28 protein-coding genes are annotated in these 26,005 nt (G+C 71.7%); 22 read left to right on the forward strand and 6 right to left on the reverse strand.

All coding sequences use genetic code 11. The features are described 5' to 3' along the window. Positions 1–18: 18 nt before the first annotated feature. From hemL to CEP50_RS07805, 7 genes are all read left to right on the forward strand, one after another. The gene (hemL, locus tag CEP50_RS07775) at positions 19–1,368 is read left to right on the forward strand and encodes a glutamate-1-semialdehyde 2,1-aminomutase (protein ID WP_258175009.1); all 1,350 of its coding nucleotides are present in this window, start codon (positions 19–21) and stop codon (positions 1,366–1,368) included. After that, positions 1,365–2,000: a histidine phosphatase family protein gene (locus tag CEP50_RS07780; protein WP_106113263.1), complete on the forward strand. Its 636-nt coding sequence runs from the start codon at positions 1,365–1,367 to the stop codon at positions 1,998–2,000. Before hemL ends, CEP50_RS07780 begins: the two co-directional genes overlap by 4 nt. Beyond that, positions 1,997–2,698: a TlpA disulfide reductase family protein gene (locus CEP50_RS07785; RefSeq protein ID WP_258175012.1), complete on the forward strand. Its 702-nt coding sequence runs from the start codon at positions 1,997–1,999 to the stop codon at positions 2,696–2,698. The genes CEP50_RS07780 and CEP50_RS07785 overlap by 4 nt, the downstream gene beginning before the upstream one ends. Before the next feature lie 138 nt (positions 2,699–2,836). After that, the gene (locus tag CEP50_RS07790) at positions 2,837–3,619 is read left to right on the forward strand and encodes a cytochrome c biogenesis CcdA family protein (protein ID WP_106113264.1); all 783 of its coding nucleotides are present in this window, start codon (positions 2,837–2,839) and stop codon (positions 3,617–3,619) included. Continuing rightward, complete coding sequence (gene resB / locus CEP50_RS07795) at positions 3,619–5,244, forward strand: cytochrome c biogenesis protein ResB (RefSeq protein WP_106113265.1); 1,626 nt, start codon at positions 3,619–3,621, stop codon at positions 5,242–5,244. The genes CEP50_RS07790 and resB overlap by 1 nt, the downstream gene beginning before the upstream one ends. Continuing rightward, positions 5,244–6,263: a c-type cytochrome biogenesis protein CcsB gene (gene ccsB / locus CEP50_RS07800; RefSeq protein WP_106113266.1), complete on the forward strand. Its 1,020-nt coding sequence runs from the start codon at positions 5,244–5,246 to the stop codon at positions 6,261–6,263. The genes resB and ccsB overlap by 1 nt, the downstream gene beginning before the upstream one ends. Positions 6,264–6,471: 208 nt before the next feature. Further along, complete coding sequence (locus CEP50_RS07805) at positions 6,472–7,884, forward strand: MinD/ParA family ATP-binding protein (protein ID WP_106113267.1); 1,413 nt, start codon at positions 6,472–6,474, stop codon at positions 7,882–7,884. 65 nt (positions 7,885–7,949) lie between these two features. On the opposite strand, the gene CEP50_RS07810 is transcribed toward CEP50_RS07805, so the two are convergent. Both CEP50_RS07810 and CEP50_RS07815 read right to left on the reverse strand, forming a co-directional pair. Beyond that, positions 7,950–8,135 (reverse strand): hypothetical protein, encoded by a 186-nt coding sequence (locus tag CEP50_RS07810; protein WP_106113268.1) that lies wholly within the window; start codon positions 8,133–8,135, stop codon positions 7,950–7,952. Positions 8,136–8,436: 301 nt separating this feature from the next. Further along, complete coding sequence (locus tag CEP50_RS07815) at positions 8,437–8,658, reverse strand: BldC family transcriptional regulator (protein ID WP_019852696.1); 222 nt, start codon at positions 8,656–8,658, stop codon at positions 8,437–8,439. Between the two features lie 321 nt (positions 8,659–8,979). Between CEP50_RS07815 and CEP50_RS07820 the strand changes: the two genes are divergently transcribed. The 6 genes from CEP50_RS07820 to CEP50_RS07845 all read left to right on the forward strand — a co-directional run bounded on the left by CEP50_RS07820 (position 8,980) and on the right by CEP50_RS07845 (position 13,019). Then, positions 8,980–9,384 carry a DUF4229 domain-containing protein gene (locus CEP50_RS07820; RefSeq protein WP_219905380.1) on the forward strand — a complete coding sequence of 135 codons (405 nt, stop codon included), beginning with the start codon at positions 8,980–8,982 and terminating at the stop codon, positions 9,382–9,384. A 136-nt stretch (positions 9,385–9,520) separates the two neighbouring features. After that, positions 9,521–10,054, forward strand: a complete 534-nt coding sequence (locus CEP50_RS07825; RefSeq protein WP_106113269.1) for a DUF3558 family protein — start codon at positions 9,521–9,523, stop codon at positions 10,052–10,054. Positions 10,055–10,704: 650 nt separating this feature from the next. Beyond that, positions 10,705–11,022, forward strand: coding sequence for a hypothetical protein (locus CEP50_RS07830; protein WP_258175017.1), 318 nt, complete (start codon positions 10,705–10,707; stop codon positions 11,020–11,022). A gap of 27 nt (positions 11,023–11,049) precedes the next feature. Next, positions 11,050–12,024 carry a hypothetical protein gene (locus CEP50_RS07835; protein WP_106113271.1) on the forward strand — a complete coding sequence of 325 codons (975 nt, stop codon included), beginning with the start codon at positions 11,050–11,052 and terminating at the stop codon, positions 12,022–12,024. A gap of 62 nt (positions 12,025–12,086) precedes the next feature. Further along, on the forward strand, positions 12,087–12,479 hold the full coding sequence (locus tag CEP50_RS07840) for a hypothetical protein (protein ID WP_106113272.1): 393 nt from the start codon (positions 12,087–12,089) through the stop codon (positions 12,477–12,479). A gap of 42 nt (positions 12,480–12,521) precedes the next feature. After that, positions 12,522–13,019 (forward strand): hypothetical protein, encoded by a 498-nt coding sequence (locus CEP50_RS07845; RefSeq protein WP_106113273.1) that lies wholly within the window; start codon positions 12,522–12,524, stop codon positions 13,017–13,019. Positions 13,020–13,068: 49 nt separating this feature from the next. Here CEP50_RS07845 and CEP50_RS07850 read toward each other — a convergent pair whose 3' ends face one another. Beyond that, positions 13,069–13,941, reverse strand: coding sequence for a 1,4-dihydroxy-2-naphthoate polyprenyltransferase (locus CEP50_RS07850; RefSeq protein ID WP_106113274.1), 873 nt, complete (start codon positions 13,939–13,941; stop codon positions 13,069–13,071). Then, positions 13,925–15,193, reverse strand: a complete 1,269-nt coding sequence (menE, locus tag CEP50_RS07855; RefSeq protein ID WP_106113275.1) for an o-succinylbenzoate--CoA ligase — start codon at positions 15,191–15,193, stop codon at positions 13,925–13,927. Before menE ends, CEP50_RS07850 begins: the two co-directional genes overlap by 17 nt. A gap of 199 nt (positions 15,194–15,392) precedes the next feature. On the opposite strand from menE, the gene menD reads away from it, so the two are divergent. The 5 genes from menD (at position 15,393) to CEP50_RS07880 (ending at position 20,289) form a co-directional block, all read left to right on the forward strand. Continuing rightward, positions 15,393–17,063, forward strand: a complete 1,671-nt coding sequence (menD, locus tag CEP50_RS07860; protein WP_106113276.1) for a 2-succinyl-5-enolpyruvyl-6-hydroxy-3-cyclohexene-1-carboxylic-acid synthase — start codon at positions 15,393–15,395, stop codon at positions 17,061–17,063. A 266-nt stretch (positions 17,064–17,329) separates the two neighbouring features. Continuing rightward, positions 17,330–18,793 (forward strand): M1 family metallopeptidase, encoded by a 1,464-nt coding sequence (locus CEP50_RS07865; protein ID WP_106113336.1) that lies wholly within the window; start codon positions 17,330–17,332, stop codon positions 18,791–18,793. 134 nt (positions 18,794–18,927) lie between these two features. Then, positions 18,928–19,590: an HAD-IA family hydrolase gene (locus CEP50_RS07870; RefSeq protein WP_258175021.1), complete on the forward strand. Its 663-nt coding sequence runs from the start codon at positions 18,928–18,930 to the stop codon at positions 19,588–19,590. A gap of 109 nt (positions 19,591–19,699) precedes the next feature. Further along, positions 19,700–19,906, forward strand: coding sequence for a PqqD family peptide modification chaperone (locus tag CEP50_RS07875; protein ID WP_106113277.1), 207 nt, complete (start codon positions 19,700–19,702; stop codon positions 19,904–19,906). Between the two features lie 179 nt (positions 19,907–20,085). Continuing rightward, positions 20,086–20,289, forward strand: a complete 204-nt coding sequence (locus CEP50_RS07880; protein WP_106113278.1) for a DUF397 domain-containing protein — start codon at positions 20,086–20,088, stop codon at positions 20,287–20,289. Positions 20,290–20,330: 41 nt separating this feature from the next. On the opposite strand, the gene CEP50_RS07885 is transcribed toward CEP50_RS07880, so the two are convergent. After that, complete coding sequence (locus tag CEP50_RS07885; RefSeq protein ID WP_258175023.1) at positions 20,331–21,617, reverse strand: isochorismate synthase; 1,287 nt, start codon at positions 21,615–21,617, stop codon at positions 20,331–20,333. Between the two features lie 99 nt (positions 21,618–21,716). Between CEP50_RS07885 and CEP50_RS07890 the strand changes: the two genes are divergently transcribed. The 3 genes from CEP50_RS07890 (at position 21,717) to CEP50_RS07900 (ending at position 24,237) form a co-directional block, all read left to right on the forward strand. Then, a complete protein-coding gene (locus CEP50_RS07890) occupies positions 21,717–22,250 on the forward strand; it encodes a DUF3592 domain-containing protein (protein WP_258175025.1) in 534 nt (177 codons plus the stop codon). Between the two features lie 255 nt (positions 22,251–22,505). Then, positions 22,506–23,435 carry a 1,2-phenylacetyl-CoA epoxidase subunit PaaC gene (gene paaC / locus CEP50_RS07895; protein WP_106113281.1) on the forward strand — a complete coding sequence of 310 codons (930 nt, stop codon included), beginning with the start codon at positions 22,506–22,508 and terminating at the stop codon, positions 23,433–23,435. 187 nt (positions 23,436–23,622) lie between these two features. Next, on the forward strand, positions 23,623–24,237 hold the full coding sequence (locus tag CEP50_RS07900; protein WP_106113282.1) for a hypothetical protein: 615 nt from the start codon (positions 23,623–23,625) through the stop codon (positions 24,235–24,237). 41 nt (positions 24,238–24,278) lie between these two features. Here CEP50_RS07900 and CEP50_RS07905 read toward each other — a convergent pair whose 3' ends face one another. Continuing rightward, positions 24,279–25,121, reverse strand: coding sequence for an inositol monophosphatase family protein (locus CEP50_RS07905; RefSeq protein ID WP_106113283.1), 843 nt, complete (start codon positions 25,119–25,121; stop codon positions 24,279–24,281). A 143-nt stretch (positions 25,122–25,264) separates the two neighbouring features. On the opposite strand from CEP50_RS07905, the gene CEP50_RS07910 reads away from it, so the two are divergent. Further along, the gene (locus CEP50_RS07910) at positions 25,265–25,954 is read left to right on the forward strand and encodes a demethylmenaquinone methyltransferase (protein WP_106113284.1); all 690 of its coding nucleotides are present in this window, start codon (positions 25,265–25,267) and stop codon (positions 25,952–25,954) included. Positions 25,955–26,005: the final 51 nt, after the last annotated feature.

The following is a 26,005-nucleotide window of genomic DNA, read 5'->3' on the forward strand; positions in this document are numbered from 1 at the left end:
GGGTGGCAGACTGGACCCGTGAGTGCCGATACTTCCGCGACCGCGACGTCGTCCGTGCCCGACCCCGCCCCGCGCTCCCGCGAGCTGTTCGACCGTGCGGAGGCAGTGACCCCCGGCGGGGTCAACTCGCCGGTCCGCGCCTTCCACTCGGTCGGCGGCACCCCGCGTTTCATGGTGCGCGGGCAGGGGGCCTACCTGTGGGACGCCGACGGCAACCGTTTCGTGGACCTGGTGTCCTCCTGGGGGCCGATGATCAACGGCCACGCCCACCCCGACGTGGTGGAGGCCGTGCGCGCCGCCGCCACGGAGGGGCTGTCCTTCGGCACCCCCGCGACCGGCGAGATCGACCTCGCCCAGGAGATCATCGACCGGGTGGAGCCCGTCGAGCACGTGCGCCTGGTCAACTCGGGCACCGAGGCCACGATGACCTCGATCAGGCTGGCCCGCGCCTTCACCGGGCGCAGCAAGGTGGTCAAGTTCTCCGGCTGCTACCACGGCCACGTCGACTCGCTGCTGGCCGGAGCGGGCTCGGGGGTGGCGACCCTCGGGCTGCCGAGCACACCCGGGGTGACCGAGTCCCAGGCCGGCGACACCATCGTGGTCGACTACAACGACCTGGAGGCCGTGCGGCGGGTGTTCGACGAGCACGGCTCGGACATCGCCTGCGTCATCACCGAGGCCGCCGCGGGCAACATGGGGGCCGTGGCCCCGGCGGAGGGTTTCAACGCCGCGCTGCGCGAGATCACCCGCTCCGCCGGAGCGCTGCTGATCATGGACGAGGTCATGACCGGGTTCCGGGTCTCCCGCTCCGGCTGGTACGGCATCGACGGGGTGGCCGGAGACCTCTACACCTTCGGCAAGGTCATGTCCGGCGGTCTTCCCGCCGCCGCCTTCGGCGGACGGGCCGACGTGATGGACCTGCTGGCCCCGCGTGGGCCCGTCTACCAGGCGGGAACCCTGGCCGGTAACCCGGTGGCCGTGGCGGCCGGGCTGGCCAACCTGCGGGCCGCCGACGACGGGGTCTACGCCGCGCTGGACCGGAACGCCACCAGGCTCGGCGAGCTGCTGGGCGAGGCACTGGACGCGCAGGGAGTGCCCCACCGGGTCTCCTTCGCCGGCAACATGCTCAGCGTCTTCTTCACCGAGGAACCGGTGTGGGACTTCGCGGGAGCCAGGTCCCAGCAGACCTGGCGGTTCCCCCCGTTCTTCCACGAGCTGCTGAGCCGGGGGGTCTACCCGCCGCCGAGCGCCTTCGAGTGCTTCTTCGTCAACGCCGCCATGGACGAGGAGGCCTTCGAGGCCATCGCCGAGGCCCTGCCGCACGCGGCGCGGGCCGCCGCGGCGGCGCGGCCGGAGGAGAGCAAGTGAGCGGCAGAACCACCGTCGTGCACTTCGTGCGGCACGGCGAGGTGCACAACCCGGAGGGCATCCTCTACGGGCGGTTGCCCGGCTACCGCCTGTCCGAGGAGGGGCGGCGCCAGGCGAAGCTGGTCGCGGGGTTCCTGGCCGACCACGACGTTCGGGTGGTGCACGCCTCACCGATGCAGCGCGCCGCGGAGACCGCCGCTCCGGTGGCCGAGCGGCACGGTCTCGACGTGACCACCGAGGAACGGCTCATCGAGGCGGAGAACCGTTTCGAGGGGTGCCGGGTCTCGGTGGGCGACGGCGCGTTGCGTTCGCCCCGGCACTGGCCCAAGTTGTGGAACCCGCTCCGTCCGTCCTGGGGAGAGCCCTACCTGCGCATCGCGCACCGTATGCTGGCCACGGCACACCGCGCCCGGCAGGCCGCCGGTTCGGGGGAGGCCGTGTGCGTCTCGCACCAGCTTCCCATCTGGACGCTGCGCCGGTTCGTCGAGGGCAAACCCCTCTGGCACGATCCGCGTAAACGCCAGTGCTCCCTGGCCTCGGTGACCAGTCTGGTGTTCCGGGACGAGGAGTTCGAACGGGTGCTCTACGCCGAACCCGCGGGGGAGACGGACGCGAAAGCGAGCGGAGCATGAGGGTGAACCGTTGGTGGGGCCGCTTCGGTGGGCGCGGGATGGCGGTGGCCGCCGTGGCCCTGCTCGGGCTGCTGTCCGGGTGTACGGGCGGCGACGGCGACACGGTCTCCGACGACGGGCAGTTCAGCTTCGTCTCCCCGGGAGGCCGCACCAGGCTGTTCTACTCCCCGGACGAGCGCGGCGCGGTCACGGGACTCGAAGGCGAGTCCCTGAGCGACCAGGACCGGAAGCTGCGGCTGTCCGACTACGAGGGCGAGGTCGTGGTCCTCAACGTGTGGGGCTCGTGGTGCCCCCCGTGCCGGGCCGAGGCCGACGACCTGCAGGCGGTGCAGGACACCCTCGGTGACCAGGGCGTGCAGGTGCTGGGCATCAACGTGCGGGACAACCGTGCCGCTGCCGGGGACTTCGTGCACAACTTCGGGATCACCTACCCGTCGATCTTCGACCCGTCCGGGCGGGCGATGCTGGCCCTGGACGGTTTCCCCCGCAGCACCGTCCCGGCCACCGTGGTGCTGGACCGCCAGCACCGGGTGGCGGCGATCTACCTGACCGAGGTCACCGAGAAGGGCCTGTTGCCCAAGGTGCGCGACATCGCCACCGAAGGGCGGCAGACCGGGTCCGGCGACTCCGGCAGCTCCGAGGGCACCGACGGCTCCGAGGGCTCCGAGGGCTCCGAGGGCTCCGACGGGCAGGGCTGAGCACCTCGCCCGACCGCTCGCCGCGTCCCCGGCCTCGGGCGGGGAAACCGCCGGTGTCCGCCCGGTGAACGTGGACTGTGGTGCCGCTCACCAGGGGTGCTGTCCCGGCCGGGGAACGGCTTGCCTACCCTCGGCGGCGTGGATCCGCACGCGCTAGCAGAGTCCGGGCCGTTACTTCTGGCGGCCGGGTTCGCCGCGCTGGCCGGTTTGATCAGTTTCGCCTCCCCCTGCGTGGTGCCGCTGGTGCCGGGTTACCTGGCCTACCTCGCCGGTGTGGTCGGGGCCGAGACCCCGGCGGTCGAGGTCGCCGAGACCGACAGGGCCAGGAGGGGGCGCTGGCGCGTGGCCGGGGCGGCGGCACTGTTCATCCTCGGGTTCACCGTCGTGTTCCTGCTGGCCAGTCTGCTCGTGCTCGGGCTGTCCCAGACGCTGGCGGTCAACGAGCCGCTGCTGCGCCGCGTCGGCGGGGTCGTCACGGTGATCCTGGGACTGGTCTTCATCGGTGCCGTCCCCGCCCTGCAACGAGACGTGCGGATCCGTCGTGTTCCACGTGCCGGGCTCTGGGGTGCTCCCCTGCTCGGGGCCGTGTTCGGTCTCGGGTGGACCCCCTGCATCAGCCCCACCCTCGGGGGCGTGATGTCGCTGGCCTACACCACCGAGGCGGTGAACGGCGACGTGCTGCGGGGGGCGTTGCTGGTGCTGGTCTACTGCCTCGGCCTCGGGGTCCCGTTCGTGGTCGTCGCCCTCGGCGCGCGATGGGCGGTCCGCAGCACCGGATGGTTGCGCAGACACGGTCGGCTCATCCAGGTGACCGGCGGGGCGCTGCTCATCCTGGTCGGACTGTTGCTGGTCACCGGGCTCTGGGGTGACGTGATCGCCGACCTGCGCGCCCCGATCAACGGATTCGAGTTGCCGATCTGATGAGCACTTCGTTCCTCCGGCGCACCCTGGGATTCCTGCGCAACACCTGGCGCGGGCTGACCTCCATGCGCACCGCCCTGGTCCTGCTCTTCCTGCTCGCGCTGGCCGCGCTGCCCGGGGCGCTGTTGCCGCAGTGGTCGTTGAACGAGAGCGACGTCCGCGACTTCGCCGACGAGTACCCGAGACTGGCCGGGTTCCTGGACGACATCGGCGCGTTCAACGTCTTCAGCTCGGTGTGGTTCTCGGCGATCTACGTCCTGCTGTTCGTCTCGCTGATCGGGTGCCTGCTGCCGCGCAGCACGCAGTACCTGCGCCAGCTGCGGGCCCGCCCGGTGCGCACCCCCCGCAACCTCTCCCGCCTGCCGCACCACGCCGAGGGGACCGTCCCGCTGCCCCCGGACGAGATGCTCGCGGTGACCAGGAGGAAACTGCGGCGCTGGCGGACCGAGGAACGCACCGAGGAGGACGGGGCGCGCACGGTCAGCGCCGAACGCGGCTACCTGCGCGAGGCCGGCAACCTGGTGTTCCACTTCGCGCTGGTGGGGCTGCTGGTCACGGTCGCCGGTGGGCAGCTCACCCGCTACGAGGGCCAGGTGGTGGTGCAGGCCGACGGGTCCGGTTTCTGCAACTCGGGGACCTACAACTACGACTCCTTCCGGGCCGGGCCCACCGTGGACGGGACCAACCTCGGCGAGTTCTGCCTGCGCGTGGACGACTTCGACGTGGACTACCTGCACAGCGGCCAGGCGGTGGACTACCACGCCGACGTGCGGTACCAGTCCGGCGAGGACCTGGACGACGACACCTGGCGGAAGCACTCCCTGAAGGTGAACAACCCGCTGCGCACCGCCGGGGACCGGGTCTACCTGACCGGCAACGGCTACACCCCCGTGTTCACCGTCACCTTCCCGGACGGGCAGCAGCGCACCAAACGGACCCAGTGGAAGCCGGTGGAGCCCACCACGATGCTGTCCCAGGGCGCCACCAAGTTCGACCGTCCCGACATGCCCGACGAACAGCGCAGGCACCGCAACCAGCTGGCGGTCACCGGGCTGTTCGCGCCCACCCCCAAGATGGACGGCAAGGTGCTGAGCTCGCGTTTCCCCGCGCTGAACGATCCGATGGTGGCGGTGGACGTGCTCAAGGGCAAGCTCGGCTACGCCACCGGGGAGAGCCAGTCGATCTTCTCGGTCAACCAGGAACTGATCGACTCCGGCGACCTGAACCGGGTGGCCCGGGAGAACCTGTCCGTGGGCGAGTCGATCAGCCTGGACGACGGGACCACGGTCAGGTTCGACGGTGTGCAGCGCTGGGTGAACCTACAGGTCTCACACAACCCGTTCCAGCCCTACGTGCTGGTGTTCGCCGTGGCCGTGATCATCGGTCTCGGCGCCTCGCTGAGCATCAAGCGACGCAGGATCTGGGTGCGGATCACCCCCGGCGGGAGCGCGGGCTCCGGGGAGGCCGCGAACATGAGCGCGGTCGAGATCGGCGGACTGGCCCGCACCGACCAGGCCGGATACGGCGAGGAGTTCACCAGGCTCTCCGGGGAGCTACTCGCGGGTGGAACCGGTTCCACCTCCTCGGCGGCGGGGGAGGAAAACTCCCGCGGAAGGAGTAGTTGATGCAGGTCAACCAGACACTGTCCACACTGAGCGACATGGCGTTCGCGACCTCGGTGGTCGTCTACGTCCTCGCCATGATGCTCTACTTCGCCGAGTTCGCCTCGGCGCGGGCGCGACACTCCGAACAGGAGCGCGTCGCCGAGCCCGCCGCGGCACCCGCCGCCTCCCCGCCGGTGTCCGGGACCGCCACGGACGGTTCCGTGGTGGGGCGGTTGGAGCCGGAGCCGCGCAAACCCTGGTCCGAACGCTTCGGCGGCATGGCCGTGGCCGTGACGGTCCTTGCCGTCCTGGTGCACGCCTTCTCCCTGGTGACGCGGGGCTTCGCCGTGGGGCGGGTCCCGTGGGGCAACATGTACGAGTTCGGCTCGGCCATCTGCCTGGCCGCGGTGGTGTCGTGGCTGGTGGTGCTCTACCGGCAGTCCCGACCGCAGCGCAGCACGGCCCCCGCGAGCAAGCTGCGCGGGCTGGGCGGTTTCGTGCTGCTGCCGACCACGCTGCTGCTGTTCCTGTCCGGAACCGCGCTGTACGCGCAGGCCTCCCCGCTGCAGCCCGCGTTGCAGTCCTACTGGCTCTGGATCCACGTCTCGGCGGCCATCGTCTCCACCGGCGTGTTCATGCTGGCCGGGGTGGCCAGCATCATGTTCCTGGTCCGCCTGCGGTACGAGAACAACCCGCTGAAGGCGGAGGGCATCGGCAGCAGGCTGCCCACGAGCCAGGCGCTGGACCGGATCGCCTACCGGGCGACCGTGCTGATCATGCCGGTGTGGACCTTCGCGATCACGGCCGGGGCAATCTGGGCCGAGGCGGCCTGGGGACGTTTCTGGGGCTGGGACCCGAAGGAGACCTGCTCCTTCATCGCCTGGATCGTCTACGCGGCCTACCTGCACGCGCGGGCCACCTCGGGGTGGCGCGGCACGCGCGCAGCCTGGATCAACGTCTTCGGACTGGCGGTGATGATCTTCAACCTGTTCTTCATCAACATCGTCATTTCCGGGCTGCACTCCTACGCGGGGCTGTGAGGCGTCGCCGCTGTCGGGGTTGTTCGCGTCGACGGCGGCACAGTCCGTAAGATCGCGGTTGCCGTACCCGGTCCGCCGCCTCGAATCGTTTCCGCCCGCAGCCGTGTGACCGGACCGTCGGCGGGAACGCCACCCGGGCGGCGGATGCGCCCCACCTCGCGTGGACCGGCCGGGGTGGCTCTCGATTCGTTCTTGGAGGAGGCCAACGGTGACCGGAGGACAGGACGAGCCGGGAGTCCGGCACGATCCGCAGCGGGACCCCATCGGCGCGACACCGGAACCGAACACCGAGTCGACCGAGGCCGCCGAGCACGCGGCACCGGACTACGGCACCGCGCAGGCCCAGGGATGGCCCGGTTCGGCGCGGCCGGTCCCGCCGGAGCAGTCCGCGCCCACCCCGACGGGGGAGGCGGCTCCGTGGGGAGGTCACCCCGGAACCTGGCCTCCGCAGGCGAACCCGCAGTCGGGCCCGTACCCGGTGGCCTCCCCGCCGCAGGGCAACCCGGTGGTCTCGGGTCCGCAGCAGGTTCCGCCCGGCGCCTCCGGTCCCTACGGGGTGGGGGGAAACCCGTCGGGACCGTACCCGGCCCCCGCCGGCCAGCAGCCCTACCCGGCCCCGGGGTACCCGCCTCCGCCGCAGCCCCACCCGGGTCAGCAGCCCGTCCCGCCGCAGCAGGACCCCACCGGACAGGACCTCTCCTCCGCCCAGCTGCTGCGCCAGTCCAAACGACCCCCGCAGTCCGGCTGGCGGCGCGTGCTGTACCTGGCCAGCGGCAAGACCATCAACCCGGGGGAGAGCCCGGCCGACGTGCACCGGCGTGAGCTGATCGGACGGATCAACCAGCCCCTGCAGGGCTGCTACAAGATCGCGATGCTGAGCCTGAAGGGCGGGGTGGGCAAGACCACCACCACGGCCACGCTCGGATCCACGTTCGCCTCGCTGCGCGGGGACCGGATCATCGCGGTGGACGCGAACCCGGACCGGGGGACGCTGGGGCAGAAGATCCCGGTGGAGACCACGGCCACCGTGCGCCACCTGCTGCGGGACGTCCAGCGCATCCGCAAGTACAGCGACGTGCGTTCCTACACCTCCCAGGGCCCGAGCAGGTTGGAGGTGCTGGCCAGCGAGCAGGACCCGGCTGTTTCGGAGGCGTTCAGCGAGTCCGACTACCGGACCACTGTGGACCTGCTGGAGCACTTCTACAACGTGGTGCTCACCGACTGCGGCACCGGCCTGATGCACTCGGCGATGAAGGGCGTGCTCGACGTGGCCGACTCGCTGGTGATCGTCTCACCGAGCTCCGTCGACGGCGCGCGCAGCGCTTCGGCCACACTGGACTGGTTGGACGCGCACGGCTACGGCGAGCTGGTGGCCCGCTCGGTCGCCGTGATCAACTCGGTGCGGCCCGGTTCGGGCAAGGTGGACGTGGACAAACTGGCGGCTCACTTCGGCGCCCGGTGCCGCTCGGTGTCGCGGATTCCGTTCGACTCCCACCTCGAAGAGGGCGCGGAGGTGGACCTGGACCAGCTCGCCGCGCCGACCAGGCTCGCCCTGCTGGAGCTGGCGGCCACCGTGGCCGATGACTTCCCCTACGCGGCGGGCAGGCAGCACCAGGGCTGAGCGGGTGCCGACCGTACCCGGCCCCTCGGTGTCAGGTGTTGTTCCTCGGCGTGCGGCACCGCTGTTCAGCGGTTGTCCTCGCCGGGTTTGCGCTGTTGTTCGGAGATCCTGCGGAGGAACTCGGGGTCGTCGTCGGGAGCCGGACGCTCGGGGCGTTCGGAGCTCCCGCCGAGGGTGTCCGGGCCGAAGCCCTTCCACAGAAGCACGAGCAGCGTCACCGCGCCGATCGCGGCCAGGAAGTAGAGCGTCATGGCCACCTCCGTTCTCTCCCGCTTTCAGGCTAGCCGATTCCGCCCGAAACAGGTATACGTCTGACCGTGTCACACCGGGCGTCGAGTGCGTGCTCGACGGCGTGGTGGTCGCGGCCCGACCCCGCCTTCGCGGGCGGTTCCACGGGACGCGGGGCGCCCGTGGGGCCCGTCCGTAAAGGCGGTTTGGTCCGTTTTGTGCCGGAACTCACGGTACCCGCCACGGTGGACCCGTTTCGAGCGTGGCGGTCGCGGTGGCCGCCGCGACGGTGCGGTCACGCCGAGCCGGATTCCCGGCCGCGCGTCACCGTCCGCGGGTGAGGTCGTCGGAGACGTTCACCTCGCTGGTGAGTTCGGCGAGCATGCTGCGGACCTCGGACTCGCGGAACCTCCGGTGACCACCGGGGGTGCGAATCGACCCGATCCGACCGGCGGTGGCCCACCGGGTCACGGTCTTCGGGTCGACCCGGAACATGGCGGCGACCTCTCCCGGGGTGAGCAGCTGCTCCTGACCGTTCTGCGGCATGTGCTGGGTCGACGCTGTCACTGAGGACCTCCACGGTCGAACTCTCGGTATCCGGGCATTCCGGTCGCATCCTGGCACTGATCGCCCCGGGTACTCGAACCGTTGGCTCCAGGTAAAGGGAAAGTAAGGGACGAAAGGTGCGGTTCGGACGTTGCGGAGGTCGCGGGGGGAACACGCCGTGTCGGAAGGGCCGACGAGGGCCCCTTCCGCGACGGTGCGTCCTCCGCCCGGGTGCGGGATGTCACTCCCGCGCGTGGCGGAGGTGTGGGCTGTGCCGAGCGGGCGTTCCCGCGTTCAACCGCGTCCTCTACCCTGGCTGAAGTGCAGCAACAGCAACAGGACGGCCCCGGCCCCGAGTCGGCCGGGTCGAGTTCCGGGGCGGAACGGCCCACCCCCGGCCTGGCCTGGGACATCGCCGCCTACACCGTGGCCCGCTTCGGCCTGCTCGCCGTGCTGGCGGGGGTGCTCGTGTTCTTCCGCGTCCCGCTGCTCGTGGCGCTGGCCGTGGCCGTGGTGGTGGCCATGCCGCTGTCCCTGGTGGTCTTCTCCGGGCTGCGCCGCCGGGTCGCCGAGGGGCTGGCCGAACGCGCGCGGATACGCCAGCAGCGCAAGCAGCGACTGCGGGCCCAGCTGCGCGGCACGGCCGACCCGTCCCCGGAGGATCCCGAGGACGGGGACCTCGATCCGGCGGAGCTGGACCAGCGGGAGCAGGACCACGGCCGGTGAGGCGGCGTGACCCCGCGTCCCGGGGAGGTCTCCTCGGCGGGGGCGCGTGGCGGCGGGCACGGGCTCAGGCATGCTGAGGGTCGTGTCTGGTGAGTCGAGTTCTCGGGTCCGGCGGGTTCGCACGAGGGCCGGGTGTGTGTCGCTGTGCGTCGGAACCCTGCTGCTGGCGGGGTGCGGCGGCGGTGGGGACACCCCCACGGAGGAAACCGGGACGTCGAGCGCGTCCTCCTCGGTGGAACCGAGTCCGTCCAGCACGCGGGAGGTTCCGGAGGAGGAGCGCAGGCGGCTGGGGAGGTTGTCCGCGGACGAGCTGTGCGAGCTGGTCGAGCGCGCCGAGCCGGAGGGGCTGGACTTCCCGGTGCGGGAGGGCAGTCCCGAGCGGCTGAGCTCGGACGCCCGGGTGCGTGGGTGTCGCTTCTCGGACGAGGAAGGGGAGCGTTCCCTGCTGGTCGCCTCCCAGCCGGAGGGGCTGCACGACGTCGGCCGCAGCGAGGTGACCGAGCTGCCGGTGGAGTCCTCCTCCAGCAGGCACGTCGACGACTGCGCCGTGTACTCGGCGGTGACCGGGGCGACCCTGCAGGTCACCGTGGTCGATCCCGAGGCGGGGTCCGGGCGGTGCGACACGGCGGTGGAGATCTCCCGCGAGGTGCTGCGCCCGCTGGCCTACTAGGCCGCCCTGCTGGACCGCTGGTGCCCGGGCGCGTGTGCCGATTTTGCCTAAAACTGGCCCGCCAGGGGCCGAGCCCGTCCGTGGACGTGGCCCGGTTTTACCTAAAACCGGGCCAGCGGGGTCCATCCCCGCGCCTGCGGGGCGTACACGTACTGACCTGCGGATTCGCGGTCGCGTTATTCACTTGTGATCACCCGTGGGAAGCAGAAGCATCCTAGTCGGCCCCCACCGACCGCCACAACAACCGCCCTGTGGGCACCGCCGGACCGGAAGGCACCACGGAAGAACCTCCGACACCGAGGTCTCGCTCGCTTCCGGACTTCGTCCACTGTCCTCCCAACCGCGTCGAAGTCGGCCGCCTCGGCGGCGCCGCCGCGCGTGACACCAAGAACCGCGAGCTCGTGGACAACGACAGTGTCCTCGGCCCGCCCGGAGCCTTTTCTGCCGTCTCCGGGGAACTGTCGATTTTAGGCAAAATTGCCCCGGGTTCGGGCGGTCCTGGTCCGGAGCCCCTCGGGGCGCCACACCGGCCGGAGATCACGAAACGGAAACGTTTCGCGCTGAACCGCCCTCAGGGCTTGAGACGCCTTGCTAGGGAAGTCCCGCGAACACCGTGGACTGCTACGAACGGGGGAACGATGTCCGGGTCCGTGCGCGTCACACCCACCGACCTACAGGGATACGGGGAACTGCTGGACCGCAACGCCGAGTACTTCGACAGGATCGAGAGCTTCTCCCACGAGACCGCCTCGGACACCAGCGGTTTCACCGGAGTCATGGCGGCTCTGATACCCGCCGTGGAAGGAGTGACCGCGCTGTACGCCGAAACCCTGAAGCTGGCCCGCTCCCGGCTCAAACAGGTGCGCGAGGAACTGGACAGGACCGCCGAGGAGTACACCGAACGGGAACGGCAGATCGAACGACTGCTCACCAGGATCGAGTCCGAACTCGACACCATGCGGGTGTGACGGATCGGCGAGGAGGGGGAGAACGAGATGGCTTTCGAGGACGCCGACGATCCGCTGGGCAAGCTCGACGTCGAGATCAAGGACGCCCCGGGTGGGCTCAAAGCGGCCATCGAGGGGGCGAGCTGGCAGGTCCAGGGGGTCAACTGGATCTACGAGCAGGTCACCGGTCAGAACCTGGTGGAGTCGCTGATATCGCCGATCACCGGCGACTTCGCCAAGATCAGCCAGAACGCCGAGGCCTGGAACGCGATCGGCGAGTCCCTGCGCTCGATCAGAAGAAACATCAACCACGGCTCCACCGATCTCCAGCAGAGCTGGGAGGGGGAGGCCGCCGCGGCCTTCGAGGCCATGATGGTCGGCACCTGGACCGTGGCCCTGGAGGCCGACGCGGCACTGGCCGACCTGGTGGCCATGGCCTTCACCAAGGCCGCCGACGCCTCGCAGAAACTCTGCTCCAAGATCCTCGAACTGCTGACCAAACTGGTCAACAGGCTCATCCAGGCGGCCTGCACCGCCTGGATCCCGGTCGGGGGCTGGGCGAACGCGGTGCGCATCGTCATCCAGTGCATCGACCTCGTGTTCATGATCCTGGACATGATCGAGTCGTTCCGGCAGATGTACGAGGGCGTGGTCCAGGTCGTCGAGGGAGTCAAGTCCACCGGGACCTCGCTGGCGAGCATCAAGGAGATCGTCAGCGGCGGCGGCCCGCGCGGCACCGGGGACGCGGTCAACGCGCTGCTGGACGAGACGAGCGAACTCCGCAGCTCCGTGTCCGGGGTGACCGACGGGGTCACCCAGGTGCGGGACGGGGCCACCCAGGTGCGCGAGGGAGGCAGCCAGGCCCGCCAGGACGCCGCGCAGGTGCGTTCCGAGGCGGCCCGGACCTACTCCGAGATACGCGGCAACGGCGGCGATCCCCCGGCGGAGGCGACGCAGGAGACCGGTTCCTCCCCGGAGAACGGCACCTCCGGGTACCGGACCGCGATGTCGGGCAACCTGTGACACTCACCCTGTCAGGGGAGATCCCCGGATCCGTGTGAGGCAGGGTCATCCGAGAGGAAGGCATGAACGAGGACTGGAAGAGCCAGCAGATCCGGGAGGCGGAGGCGGCCCTGGAACGGGCGTTGGCCAACGTCGAACAGGTGCTCGCCCGCGCGGACGAGATGAACCGGGAGCTTCCCGAGGCCCGGCTGTCGCAGGAGCAGATCGAGCGGATCGAGCAGCAGGTCCGCAGGGGAGAGGCCCCGGAGGCGGTCGTCGAGCTGCAACGACGGATCGACGAGGGGGAACTGAGCTGGCAGGACGTGCTGGAGGGGCGCGCGCTGCACGACGAGACGGTGCAGGCCGCCTTCGCCGCCGGGGTGCCCACCATGCGTCAGGCCAAGGACATGATCGACGAGGGCCACGAGATCGACGAGATCATCGCCCACGACCCGAACCGCCCCCCGACGGAGTGAGTCGCCCCGGACTCACCGCGGGGTCGGTGAGAGAGGACGGACGTGTTACGGAAACTGGTGATCGGCCTCGGGCTCGGCTGGATCGTGCTCGTGCTCGCGGTCTACTCCACGTTCTACCTGATCGGTGCGTTCGGCTACACCAAGCTGTACATGGAGGAGGTCACCCCGGAGAGGGTGACCGAGCAGTACCGGTGGGACGGTGACGAGCGGATCGCGATCGGCGAGGCCGGTCTGCGGAAGGGCATGGGCAGGAGAGCGCTGTGCTTCGCCGTGCCGGACCAGGGGGAGGAACGGCAGCTCCAAGCTCCCTCCAAGCGGGACCGTCTGCCGCGCTACTACGAGCCCTGGTTCACGGGGAAGGCAACCGTGACCTGCAATGACCAGGTGACCATCCGCAGCGGGACCCCGTTGTGGATGTACGACCTGACGCGCTCGCGGCTGGGGATGCTCGGTTTCGCCGTGGTGGCCGCGTTGCCGCTGGCGACCGTGATCGTCGTGACGGCCTTCAGGTCGGGCGCGGTGAAGCTGCACCGGCGCTGACCCCTGCGGGGCGCGGCGGAGATGCCGAACCGCTCCGCCGCGTCCCGGATCAGGCCACGGCGAAACCCACCGCCGTGGCCACGGCCCACACCAGCATGGCCAGCCCGGTGTCCCGCAGCACGGGCAGCAGTCTCAGGCCGGTGCCGCCGCCGAGCACCGTCCGCAGCGGCGCTATCAGCAGCGGCAGGGCCAGGAAACCCAGCAGCGCGGGTGTGATCCGCAGTGCGGTGAGCGTGCTGATCAGGAACGGCACGAGCACCAGCAGCACGTACAGCGTCCTGGTGTCGCGGTCGCCCAGCAGCACGGCCAGGGTCCGCTTGCCGCTGGCGGCGTCGGTGGGGATGTCGCGCAGGTTGTTGGCCACCAGCACCGCGCTGGAGAACGAGCCCATGGCCACGGCGGCCCCCACACCCGAGCCGTTGACGGTGTCGGCCTGCACGTACATCGTGCCCAGCACGGCGGCGGGGCCGAAGAAGCAGAAGACGGCCAGCTCCCCGAAGCCGGCGTAACCGTAGGGGTGCTTGCCTCCGGTGTAGAACCAGGCACCGGCGATGCTGGCCGCGCCGAGCAGCAGCAGCCACCAGTGCCCGCTCAGGTACAGCACGGCCAGTCCGGCTACGGCGGCGAGGGCGAAGCACCCCAGGGCGGCGGCCAGCACACTGCGCGGGCGGGCCGCCCCGGAGCCGACGAGCCGTTGGGGGCCGGTTCGTTCCTCGTCGGTGCCGCGGACGCCGTCGGAGTAGTCGTTGGCGAAGTTGACCCCCGTGATCAGCAGCAGCGCGACCAGCAGGGACAGCACCGCCAGCGGGAGGTCGAAGCCGGAGGTGCCGAGTGCGGCGCCGGTGCCCGCCGTCACGGGGGCGATCGCGTTCGGCCAGGTGCGGAGACGGGCACCTTCCACCCATTCAGCGACTGAGGCCATGGGGCTCATCCTCGCTCATGGGGGGCTCCGGTCCGGTGGGCAGCCCCCGCAGCTCGGCGGGGGAGCCGGTGAACAGCTCCAGCAGTCTCCTGCGGTCGGGCTTGCCCGGACCGCGCAGCGGCAGTTCGTCCACCACCCCGAAGCGCTTGGGCACGCAGGTACCGCCGAGTCGGGTGCGCACCAGCTCGCGGAGCCGGGACTCGGTGGGGGGTGGCGTCTCGGTGACCAGGGCCGCGGTCACCGCCTGCCCCCACTCCGCGTCCGGAACGCCCAGCACGCAGGCCTCCCGCACACCGGGGTGGGTGGTCAGCGCGCGCTCGACCGCCACCGGGGCCACGTTCACCCCGCCGGTGACGATCACGTCGTCGGTGCGGCCCAGCACGTCGAGCCTGCCGTCGCGCCACTGCCCCAGGTCGCCGGTGTGGAACCAGCCGTCGCGGAAGGCCTCCGTGTCGGGCTCCGCCCGGTAGCCCCGGGCCAGGGTGGGGCCGGAGAGGCTGATGCCTCCCGGTTCGGGCGGTTCGACGTGCACCCGCACCCCGGGCAGGGGAGCGCCGTCGTAGACGCAGCCTCCGGCGGTTTCGCTCATCCCGTAGGTGGTGACCACCGCCACCCCGTGGGCCCGGGCGCGTTCCAGCAGGTCCGGGGCGGTGGCAGCCCCGCCGACCAGCACCGCGTCGAAGGCCCGCAGTGCCCGCGTCCCGCGCGGGTCGGCCTCGGGGGCCAGCAGCCTGCCGAGCTGGGTGGGCACCAGCGCCGTGTAGTGCCTGCCCGGGGTGGCCAGCACCTCCTCGGCCGCCGCGGCGAACGCGGTGGCGTGGAACCCCTCGGAGGTGTCCACCGCCCGGACGGGCAGCTCGGCGAGCAGGGAGCGCACCAGCACCTGGACACCGGCTATGTGGTGGGCGGGCATGGCCAGCAGCCAGTTGCCGGGCCCGCCGAGGTGGTGGTGGGTGGACCGTGCCGAGGCCCGCAGCGCCGAGGCCGACAGCAGCACCCCCTTGGGGGTGCCGGTGGATCCCGAGGTGGGCATCACGAGGGCCGTGGGGTCCTCGGGGGAGTCCTCACCGGTTCCCAGCGGTTCTCCCGCGCCCAGCGCCCGCGCCGTCTCGGAGGAGGCCGTCCGCCCGGCCGGAAGCGGCAGCAGGGGAGGTCCGGTGCCGTCCAGGGCGCGCCGCAGGTCCGGCAGGATCTCCGGGGCGCGGGCACCCGAGGGAACCGGCAGGGGGCGGAGCCGTCGTGCACTGGTCATGGCCGCCATTGTCCGCCCGCCGTCCGCCCGGTCGGTCCGTGCCCGGGCGGCGTGTGGGCTCCGTCGCTGGCCGGGTGTCCGGCGCGGGGCGGAGACAGTTCCCCGGGTCACTCGGCGTGGCGGTGGGCGGTCCGGCCCTGCGCGGCTGGGCTAGGGTGCCCGGTGAGGTGCTCTTTCGCCGCGAAGCTGGAGTGGTCGTGTGAATCCCTCGACGGCGCAGGCCGAGGTGTTGGTCGACGAGCTGGTGCGCAACGGGGTGCACCACGTGGTGCTGTCCCCCGGTTCCCGGAACGCGGCGCTGGCCTTCGCGGTGCGGCGCGCGGCCGAGGCCGGGCGGGTCGAGCTGCACGTGCGGATCGACGAGCGCAGCGCCGGTTTCCTCGCCCTGGGCCTGGCCTCGGCGGGAGGCGCTCCGGTGGCGGTGGTGTGCACCTCGGGCACGGCGGCGGCGAACCTGCATCCGGCGGTGGCCGAGGCCCGCCACGCGGGGGTCGCGCTGGTGGTGTTGACCGCCGACCGCCCCCCGGAGCTGCGCGCGGCAGGGGCCAACCAGTCGATCGACCAGCACCGGCTCTACGGCTCGGCGGTGCGGTGGTTCGACGAGCTGGCTGTCGCCGACGACAGGCCGGGCAACAACGCCTACTGGCGCGGCCAGGTGTGCCGGGCGGTGCACGCCGCCGCCGGGCCGGGTCGTTGCGCCGCACCGGTGCAGCTCAACGTGCCGTTCCGGGAGCCGCTGGTTCCGCAGGACGACACCGGCTGGTGCGAGTCCCTGGACGGTCGCCCCGGGGGCGGACCGTGGACCTCCTTCGGTCGCGCCTCGGCCACGGGCACCGTCGTCGAGGCGCGTTCCCCGCGCGGGCTGGTGCTGCTGGCCGATCACGACATGGCGGGCTTCGCAGCCCGGTGGGCCGCCGAACTCGGTTGGCCGCTGCTGTCCGAGACCGGGGGCGTGGGGGTGGAGAACGCGCTGTCCACCGGGATGTGGCTGTTGGACGTGCCGTGGTTGCCGCGCGGGCACCGCCCGGAGCAGGTGGTGTGCGTGGGGCGTCCGACGGTGTTCCGGCAGGTGCAGCGCCTGTTGGCCGACCAGGGGGTGGAGGTGCTGCTGGTGCACCCCGACCCGGAGCACTGGCCCTCCCCCGCCCACGACGTCGCGGTGGTGGCCGAACGGGTGGACACCACCGGGGTCGCCGTCGATCCGGAGTGGCTGGAGTCCTGGAGGGCCGCCGACCACAAGGCGCGCACGGAACTGGCCGCCGCCCTGGAACGGGAGGAGGTCGCCAGTGGGCCGGTGGTGGCCGGGAGGTTGCTGGAGGAACTTCCGTCGGGGGCCTCGCTGGTGCTGGGCTCGTCGAACCCGGCGCGGGACGTGGCGCTGTCCGGGGTGGACCGCCCCGACCTGCGGGTGCACCGCAACCGGGGGGTGGCCGGTATCGACGGGCTGGTCTCCACCGCGCTCGGGGTGGCGTTGGAGCACGGCGGGCCGAGCTACGCGCTGCTGGGGGACCTGACCTTCCTGCACGACTCCAACGGGCTGCTGCTGGGCCCGCACGAGCGGCGTCCGGACCTGACGCTGGTGGTCCACAACGACGACGGCGGCGGGATCTTCTCGCTGCTGGAGCAGGGCAGACCCGAGTACGGGGACACGTTCGAGCGGGTTTTCGGCACCCCGCACGGCACGGACCTGGCGGCGTTGTGCGCCGCGCACGGCGTTCCGCACGAGCGGGTGAGCACCCGGGAGGAGCTGTCCGCGGCCGTGGCCCCCGCCCCCGGGCTGCGCGTGGTGGAGGTGCGCGCGCCGCGTGCGGGGCTGCGCGGGGTGCACGAGCGGCTGTTCCGGGCGGTGGCGGACGCCCTGGAGGGATGACTCCCCCGACGGTTTTTTCGTGCTTTTCGGACACTCGGGGTGTTTTCGGGCCGTTTTCCCTGTTTTCCGCCTCGGTGCGGCAAATTCCTCGACGGTGTCGTGGTGGCCCGACGGGGGTGTGTCCCCGTAGGGTGCTGCTGGTTCGGAGTTGATCGCGCTCGGTGCGCACGAGGACACCGAACGCGTCCGGACCGAGCCGTGTTCGAGGAGGTAACCACGTGTTGCGGAGACGAGGTCTGCGCACCGCCGTCGCCACCTGTGGGGTCATGGCGGTGCTGGCGACCCCGGCGCTGGCGGGAAGCGGTAGCCCCGGGGAACCCGGGGTCGGTGACCCGTACTTCCCGGAGGCGGGTAACGGCGGTTACGACGTCTCGCACTACGACGTCAGGCTGCGTTACCAGCCGAAGAACGACCTGCTGCGGGGAACCACCACCATCGTCGCCGAGCCGACCAAGGATCTCAGCGCGTTCAACCTGGACTTCGCGCTGGAGGTCGACTCGGTGCGGGTCAACGGGCTCCCCGCGAAGGTCAGCCGTTCCGGTGCCACCGAGCTGACGGTCGAGCCGAAGAGGACCCTGCGTCGGGGCAGCCTGGCCACGTTCGTGGTCAAGTACGCGGACAAGCCCTCCGAGGTGCAGGTGGACGGGAGCACTCCCTGGAAACGCACCTCCACCGGGGCCGTGGCCGTGGGGCAGCCGCAGATCGCCGAGTGGTGGTTCCCCAGCAACGACCATCCCAGCGACAAGGCCACCTTCGACATCTCCGTGGCGGTGCCCAACGGCACCGAGGTGCTGTCCAACGGGGAGATGACCGGCCGCTCCCAGCGGGGCGGCTGGACGCGGTGGAACTGGCGGATGCCCACGCCCAGTGCCACCTACCTGGCCTTCCTGGCCATCGGGCAGTACGGGATCTCCGGCAAGACCGGTGCCTTCGACCAGCCGATGATCACGGCCTACGCGGACGGGTTGGGCGAGCTGGCCGACCCGGCCAGGGCCAGCGTGGAGCGCACCCCCGAGGTGCTGGACTTCCTGTCCGGGCTGTTCGGCGAGTACCCGTTCGAGTCCCAGGGGGGTGTGGTGCCCGCCGAGGGGCTCGGGTTCGCGTTGGAGACCCAGACCCGGCCGGTCTACAGCCCTGGTTTCTTCCGGATCGGGTCGAACACCTCGGTGGTCACCCACGAGCTGGCGCACCAGTGGTTCGGGGACTCGGTGGCGGTGCGGGACTGGCCGCAGATCTGGCTCAACGAGGGCTTCGCCAGCTACGCCGAGTGGCTGTGGGCCGAGCACCAGGGCAACGGCACCGCCCAGCAGCTGTTCGACCACTACTACTCGCTCTACCCGGCCGACAGCGAGTTCTGGCAGGTGAAACCGGGTGATCCCGGCAGGGAGAACCTGTTCCACGGGGCCGTCTACGACCGGGGAGCGATGACGCTGCACGCCCTGCGCAACCGCATCGGCGACCGGGACATGCTGCGCACGGTGCGCGCCTGGTACGAGCAGAACCGCGACGGCAACGCCACGGTGGAGGAGTTCATCGCCCTGACCGAACGGATCTCCGGTCAGCAGTTGGACGGCTTCTTCGACGAGTGGCTGTTCAGCGCGGGCAAGCCGCAGGTGGGCGAACGGGCCGGGGTGCCGCGCACGGCGGCCGCTCCGGCCGCCGAACCGAAGGCGGTCGAGCAGCTCGACCACACCCACGAGCTGCTGGCCCGCCGGCACGGTCACGGCTGAGTCGCTCGCTTCGGCCCGCTGGCGGACGGTCGTCGCCGGCAGGTGTGGACGCCCGGCCGGGTGTTTTCCGGCCGGGCGTCCACCATGAGGGAGAGTTCGGTTCTTTCGGGGTTCGACACGGACGGGGTGATGTCGTGGAGGTCGCGGTACTCGACATGGCGGGGACCACGGTCGCCGAGAACGGCGTGGTCGAGAGGTCCTTCCGCGCGGCGCTGGAACGGGTCGGGGCACCGGTTCCCGCCGACCTCGAACAGCGGTTCCGGCGGCTGCGCGGCGGGTCCAAAAGGGACATGTTCGCCGCACTCCTCGACGGGGACCGTGAGACGGCGGCCCGGGCGCACGCGGAGTTCGAGAAGGCCCTGGCCGAACACGTGTCATCCGGGACGGTGACGGCACTGCCGCACGCGACGGAGACCATGCGGCGGCTGCGGGCGCTCGGTCTCGGAGTCGCGCTCGTCACCGGTTTCGGGGCCGACACGCGCGACCTGCTGCTCGAGTCGCTGGGCTGGACGGACGTGGTGGACCTCGTGCTCTGCTCCTCGGACGTGCGGCGTGCCCGTCCGTGCCCGGATCTGGTGCTGACGGCGGCGTTGGAACTGTCGGCGACGGCGATGAGCCGGGTCGCGGTGGTGGGGGACACGGTCAACGACCTGCTGGCGGGCACCAACGCCGGGGCGGGCATGGTCGTGGGCGTGCTGTCCGGCGCGCACGGTGTGGCCGAACTGGGCAGAGCCCCGCACACGCACCTGCTGCCCACGATCGGCGAGCTGCCCGAGGTGATCGACGGCGGCGCGTGAGACCTCGCACCTTCGCGTGAACTTCGGTGCGTGTGGCTGTGTGGCGGGAAGTTCGTGCCTAGGCTCGGCGGTGTCGAACCGTGCGTGCGCGAGGTGCCGGAGTTGTCACATGGGACTGCTGCTGCGTGACGATTCCCCCGCCCGTCTGACCACGGCCGGAGCGTGGGTGCTGCGGGACCTGGCCGGAGGGGAGGCTCCCGAGCGGGTGGTGAGCAGAGTGGTGACCGCCTACCGGGTCGCCCCGGAGGCCGCGCGGCGGGACGTGGCCGCGGTGGCCGAACGGCTGCGTTCGGCCAGACTCGGCGCGGAGAGCTGATCTTGCCAGGCCCACGACGCTCGGGAACGGCCACGGTGTGGTTCGGTTTGCCCCTCAGCTCACGGGTGGCGTGTTCGTCGTCGGTGTCGATCACTCGCCGGGCTGCCGGACTGACCGCTGTTCTACGGTCTCGAAACCCCGAACGACGTGGTCGTGTTCACCGAGGACGGACGAGAGCGATGTACGGCGCAGCGGACGGAGTAACCCGGGAGCTCGTGTGGCGCAGGTCCAGCCGGAGTCATCCCAACAACGACTGCGTCGAGGTGGGGGTGGGTGTCGACGTGGTGCTGGTGCGGGACTCCAAGAACCGTGCGGCTGGGGTGTTGACGTTCACCCCGCGGCAGTGGCGCCGTTTCCGGGCGGGCCTCGGTACGTCCGACTGAGGCCTCACCGGTTCCACCGGGGCCGTGCCCGGCCGGTGCGCTCACCGCATCCCTTCCAAGGCCTCGCGCACCGGAAGCAGTTTCGCCGCGGCCTCGGCCACCTCGGTGTCCGGGTCCGAGTCGGCCACCACCCCGCAGCCCGCGAACAGCCGGGCCCGTGAGCCCCCGCCGTCGTCCTCGCCGAGCCGCGCGCAGCGCAGGGCTATGCCGAACTCCCCGTTGCCGTCGGCGTCCTGCCAGCCCACGGGACCGCTGTAGCGCCCCCGGTCCATCTCCTCCAGCTCGTCGATCAGCTCGATGGCCCGCCCCGTGGGGGAACCGCCCACCGCCGCCGTGGGGTGCACCGCCCTGCTCAGCCGCAGCAGCCCGGCCTGCCCGTTCTCCGCCAGCGTCGGATCGAGCCTGCCCGCCACGTCCGAGGCTAGGTGCAGCACGTTGCGCAGCCGCAGCACCTCGGGTGTGGTGGGCACCTCCAGTTCCTTGCAGAACGGTTCCAGCTCCCGGGCCAGGGAGCGCACCGCGTGGGTGTGCTCGCCCCGGTTCTTGGCCGAGTCCACCAGTTCGGTGACCAGCTGCCGCTGGGTGCTTCCCGGCCTCGGCCAGGCGGTCCCGGCGAGCACCCGCGAGTTCACCTCGTCACCGGCGCGGCGCAGCAGCAGCTCCGGGGTGGCACCCACCAGCCCGTCCACGGCGAAGGTCCAGCAGTCCGGGTAGCGCAGGGACAGGTTGTCCAGCAGATACCTGGTGCGCAGCGGTTCCGGCGTGGTGGCGAGCAGGTCGTGCGCCAGCACCACCTTGTCCACCTCCGCGCCGTCCCGCATGCGCCGCACCGCCTCGGCCACGGCCCGCCGGTAGCGCGTGGCGGGGAAGTCGCCGTCCTCGTAGCGCACCTCACCCGGGGCGGTGGGGGAGGGAGCCGGGCGCAGGTCGGGCCGCCCGTCCCCGACGGTGGTGATCCAGCGCACGCCGCCGCGCCGGCCCACGATCACCTCGGGAACCACCAGGGTGGAGTCGCCCGGATGGTCGGAGAAGGCGATGCTGGTGAAGGCCACCGGTCCGGTCCCCGGAAGCCCCACCTCGTCGTCGACCTCCATGTTCGCGACCAACCGTCGCCACCGCTCGTCCGCCTCCAGGAACCGGTCCGCCCCGCCGGTCTCGATGCGGGCGGCCTCGCCCCAGCCGACGAGACCGGACCCGTTCCGGATCCAACAGACCGGGTCCGCCTCCGGATCGAACCCCTCGGGCACCGACGCCAGCAGACCCGGGCTTCCCTCCTCCGGAGGAATCCGTCGTGTGCGGACAGTAATAGTGCGCTGGAAATGCTCCACACAGCGAGGGTAGGTCTCCGTGCCGGGTGGCGGAGCACACCCGCCCGCTTCCGCCCGTTCGCCCGTGTCCGCCGCGTGACTGGCCTATAATCACCGGCCGTGGCTGCCGAAACGCGCACGCGGGAGAACACCGCAGCCGGGACCGCCCCCTCTCCGGGCCGGAGGGCGATCCCGGGGATGCGGCGATTCAGACAGCTCGCCCCTCGCCTGGTGCTCGCCCTGGGAGGACTGCTCACCGCGATCGCGCTGGGGATCCTGCTGGCCTGCCACATCGACGACCGCACCATCGAACAGTCCCGGGGCACCGCCGTCGCCGAGGTGACGGAGAAGACGTTCTTCCGCACCGTGGTGCGGTTCAACACCGACAGCGGACGGGTCTACGTCCCCTCCGGAGGGGTGCTCTACCCCGAGGACCTCAAGGAAGGACAGCTGGTCCGGGTCGAGTTCGACCGGGACAACCCCGAACTGGTGCGCGTCGCCGACCGGAACGTGCGGGTGGCGCTGCTGCCCGTCGGCAGCGCCACGGCCGTCGTCTGGGCGGTGCTGCTTCCCCTGTACTGGGGGCTGCGCAGGAACGCCCCGCAGCCGGCGAACACGAAACCCGAGAGGGAACACCGCTCCCCGGAGGAGTGAGCCACCTCTCCGGCCCGCCCCGGAGACGTCGAACGGGTGGCCGGGTTCGGCGGGACTGGGCGCCGAGCGGGCGCGGTGCGACACTGGGGAAAAGTCCTCTCCCCGTCCGGGAGGAACCCTGACACCCCGCCACCGGCGGGGACGGCGTGACTCCGGTGTGGCCTCCCGCTCGTTCGGGCGGATTCCGGCCACACCGCCCTCGTCCGGTCCCTTTCCGTCGACGAGCGCCCACAGCGGCGCGGAATCGAGGCGGTCATGCACTCTTCTCCGGGTTTCGACAGTGGGAGTGGCGAAGCGCTCGCCGGACACGCCGGTGGCACCGCACGCCCCGAGGTGGGGTGGTCGGTGCGTCCGGCGGGCGCCGACCCCCTGGCCGGGGTGGATCACCGCGTCCCCGGGGACGTCTCCCCCGCTGACCTCTCGACGTACTGCCTGATGCTCGGCGACGACGCCCTGGTGCTCTCCCGCAGGCTGGCCCAGTGGTCCTGCCACGGGCCCGACCTGGAGGAGGATCACACGCTGGTGGGCATCCTGCTGGAGCTGCTGGGCAGCGCCCGCCAGCTGCTCGGCCGGGCGGGAGCCGTGGAGGGGGAGGGACGCGACGAGAACGCCCTGGCCCGCACCCGGGGCGTGGAGCAGTTCCGCAACGTACGGCTCGTCGAACTCGACTGCGGCCCCGGCGCCGGGGGCGACTTCGCGGCCTCCGTGGCGCGGCTGATGCTGTGCGCGGCGTGGCGCACCGCCCTGCTGCGGAGACTGACCGAGAGCCGCGACCCAGTGCTCTCCGCGCTGGCCGCGATCGCCTGGCCCGAGGCCAGGGGACACCGCGACCACGCCGTGCAGTGGGTCATTCGGCTGGGCGATGGTACCTCCGTCAGTAGGGACAGGATGCGTGCCGGGCTGGCACGCGTGTGGCCCATGACGGGGGAACTGTTCGCGGTCCACCCGGTGGAACGACGGCTGGCCGAGGCGGGCTACGCCGTCGACCCAGCCGGACTGCGCGGCGAGGTGTCCGCGCTCGTCGACGAGGTGCTGTCCGTGGCCCGGCTGGACCCGCCCGACGCGGGCGTCTTCCACTCCGGCGAACCGTTGGGGCGTTCCGGCGCGCACACGGCCGCCCTGGAGTTCCTGCTGGCCGAGTTGCGTCACGGTGCCGAGGAGGCCGCCTTTCTGGAGCTGCGCTGACGGGCCCACCCGGTCCGGGCTCCGGGGCGGGACGCGTTCGTCGAGGCGGAGAAACCGCCGGGTTTTGAGTACTTTCCCCCAAGCGGAAGGCCCGCGCAGGGGGCATAGTCGTGAGATGGCGTAATGCGCGCCGCGCACACGGCCGGGGGGAGTCGAGTGAAGGGCACCGCGGAGAATGAGCGGATTCGTGACGCATCTGATCGTGGCGCTGTTGGCCGGAACGCTCGGGGCCCTGCTCGGGATGCTGCTGCGTCCCACCCCGGCACCCGTGGCCGTGCCGGGTGGTGGTGAGCCGCCGCGCACGGTCTCGCGGCAGCACGTGGAACCCGACGCGGGCTCCCGGGACGGTGCCGGTGAGCGGGACACCTGGCGGTGTGAACTCGCCCGGTGCGAGCAGGCCGTCTCCCGTTCCGCCCGTGCGGTGGACACGGTCTCCTCCTGCCCGCTGCGCCAGGGGCTGCGCCACGTGGTCCACCGGATGGAGGCCGAACTGCCCACGGTGCGGACCCTGGTGGAGTTGGGGCACGAGCTGGACGGGCAGCGCCGTCACGACGCCACGCTGCTGCGGGTGCGCCGCCAGGTGCACGCCGCCGCCGAGGAGTTCACCGGCTTCGCCGATCGGTTGACCGCGACGGTCTCCGAGATCGCGGCCGAACCGGACCCGGACCGGGCGCGGGAGCGGATCGAGGCGCTGCGCGCGTGCTTCCCCCTGCTCCCCCCGATGTCGACGATTCTGGACGGGCGCGAGGCTGCCTCCGAGGAGGCCACCGGCGAGGGGCAACTGCTGCCGGGAAGCCCCTGAGGGCGGAGCCGGGCGCAGCACGCCGTTCGGTGCCGTGTCCGTCACCGCACGGCGGCGGCCCTGCCCCACCAGGCGAACGCGGTGGCCTCCATCCCCGGGGCGGCCACCAGCAGACCGTCGTGCGGCAGCGCGGCCGGCAGACCGTGCCGGTCGAGGACCGTGGCCCCGGCCTCCACCGCCAATGCCAGGGCTCCCGCCACGTCCCACTCCCCGTAGGTGGGCAGCACGGCAGCGGCGGCCTGGCCGAGCGCCACCTGGGTGATGGCCAGCGCCGGTGAGCCCAGCACGCGTACCCCGAACCGGTCGGCCGCCGCGTTGGTGATGAAACGGTCCATTCCCTCCCAGGGGCCGTGCCTGGTGAACTCGGTGCAGACGAGGGCGGACTCCGGAGGACCCTCGCTCTCCAGCCGCACCGGTGTGCCGTTGACGCGCATCCCCCGGCCCCGGGCAGCCGCGTAGATGCGCTCCCGGTACGGATCGGCCACCACCCCGACCACGGGCCCGTGGTCGTCCAGCATGGCCAGGCTGTAGGCGCACCAGGGAACGCCCGCCGTGTAGTTGGCCGTCCCGTCCACCGGGTCGACGACCCAGCGCAGTCCGGTTCCGGCGTGGCCCGTGCCGGACAGGTCGAACTCCTCGCCGAACACCGGCACGCCCGGGAAGCGGTCGGCCAGCACGCGGCGCGTGTGCCGCTCCAGGGTTCGCCCGGTGTCGGTCACCCAGTCGAACGGCGGGTCGGCGGTCCTCCGGTCGGGGGCGCCCTTGCCGGCGGTGGCCGTGATGACATCGGCCGCCTCGTTGGCCAGCCGCCCCGCCGTCTCCAGCGCGTGCGAGACCAGTGCCGGTTCCGCGTGCCCGGACTCTCGGGAGAACGTGATGTCCATCCCGATCCATACTCGACTCACTGAGTGACGAGCGGACTACGTTCGGGTGGACGGCCGGATATTTTCCGGTCACGATCCCGGCTTCGCCCTCCTCCACCCGGGTGCGCGGGCGGGGCCGGGTGGGGGCAACGTAGGCTGCGGGTGTGTCTCGTGCCGATCTGGACAGGGATCCCCGCGCGGTCGCCGCGATGTTCGACGACGTGGCCCGTCGCTACGACCTGACCAACACGGTGCTCTCGCTGGGGCTGGACCGGCACTGGCGGGAGGCGACCAGACGGGCCCTGGCCCCCGTCGAGGGGGAGCGGATCCTGGACCTGGCCGCGGGCACGGGGGTTTCCACGGCCGAGTTCGCCCGTTCGGGGGCCACGTGCGTGGCGGCGGACTTCTCGCTCGGGATGCTGTCGGCGGGCCGGAGCAGGAGGCTTCCGATGGTCGCCGCCGACGCCCTGCGGCTGCCCTTCCCCGACGGGACGTTCGACGGGGTGGCCATGTTGTTCGGGCTGCGCAACCTGGCCGACACGCGGGCGGGCCTGCGGGAGATGGCCCGGGTGGTCCGTCCCGGCGGCCGACTGGTGATCTGCGAGTTCTCCACCCCGCCCCGGCAGCCGCTGCGCGCCCTCTACCGCAATCTCGCGTTGCGCGCGGTGCCGCCGGTGGCGCGGACGGTGGCCAGCAGTCCGGAGGCCTACGTCTATCTGGCCGAGTCGATCCTCGCCTGGCCGGAGCAGCGCCGCCTGGCCGGGATGATCGCCGAGTCCGGGTGGTCCCGGGTGGCCTGGCGCGACCTCACCGGCGGCATCGTGGCCCTGCACCGGGCGGTCAAGCCGCACTGAACCTCCCCGCCCGCCTCGGCGGGAGCTCCTTCCGGTGGAAACACGCACCGT

This window comes from Actinopolyspora mortivallis (assembly GCF_003001495.1).
Taxonomy (GTDB): Bacteria; Actinomycetota; Actinomycetes; order Mycobacteriales; family Pseudonocardiaceae; genus Actinopolyspora; species Actinopolyspora mortivallis_A.

Bases quoted from the DNA above. Each gene is read 5' to 3' on its own strand.
- CEP50_RS07785 (WP_258175012.1), top strand. From the start codon at position 1,997: ATGAGGGTGAACCGTTGGTGGGGCCGCTTCGGTGGGCGCGGGATGGCG.
- ccsB (WP_106113266.1), top strand. From the start codon at position 5,244: ATGCAGGTCAACCAGACACTGTCCACACTGAGCGACATGGCGTTCGCG.
- CEP50_RS07850 (WP_106113274.1), bottom strand. From the start codon at position 13,941: ATGGCCTCAGTCGCTGAATGGGTGGAAGGTGCCCGTCTCCGCACCTGG.
- CEP50_RS07835 (WP_106113271.1), top strand. From the start codon at position 11,050: ATGGCTTTCGAGGACGCCGACGATCCGCTGGGCAAGCTCGACGTCGAG.
- CEP50_RS07905 (WP_106113283.1), bottom strand. From the start codon at position 25,121: ATGGACATCACGTTCTCCCGAGAGTCCGGGCACGCGGAACCGGCACTG.
- CEP50_RS07875 (WP_106113277.1), top strand. From the start codon at position 19,700: ATGGGACTGCTGCTGCGTGACGATTCCCCCGCCCGTCTGACCACGGCC.
- CEP50_RS07815 (WP_019852696.1), bottom strand. From the start codon at position 8,658: ATGCCGCAGAACGGTCAGGAGCAGCTGCTCACCCCGGGAGAGGTCGCC.
- paaC (WP_106113281.1), top strand. From the start codon at position 22,506: ATGCACTCTTCTCCGGGTTTCGACAGTGGGAGTGGCGAAGCGCTCGCC.
- resB (WP_106113265.1), top strand. From the start codon at position 3,619: ATGAGCACTTCGTTCCTCCGGCGCACCCTGGGATTCCTGCGCAACACC.
- CEP50_RS07865 (WP_106113336.1), top strand. From the start codon at position 17,330: ATGGCGGTGCTGGCGACCCCGGCGCTGGCGGGAAGCGGTAGCCCCGGG.
- CEP50_RS07880 (WP_106113278.1), top strand. From the start codon at position 20,086: ATGTACGGCGCAGCGGACGGAGTAACCCGGGAGCTCGTGTGGCGCAGG.
- CEP50_RS07840 (WP_106113272.1), top strand. From the start codon at position 12,087: ATGAACGAGGACTGGAAGAGCCAGCAGATCCGGGAGGCGGAGGCGGCC.
- CEP50_RS07810 (WP_106113268.1), bottom strand. From the start codon at position 8,135: ATGACGCTCTACTTCCTGGCCGCGATCGGCGCGGTGACGCTGCTCGTG.
- menE (WP_106113275.1), bottom strand. From the start codon at position 15,193: ATGACCAGTGCACGACGGCTCCGCCCCCTGCCGGTTCCCTCGGGTGCC.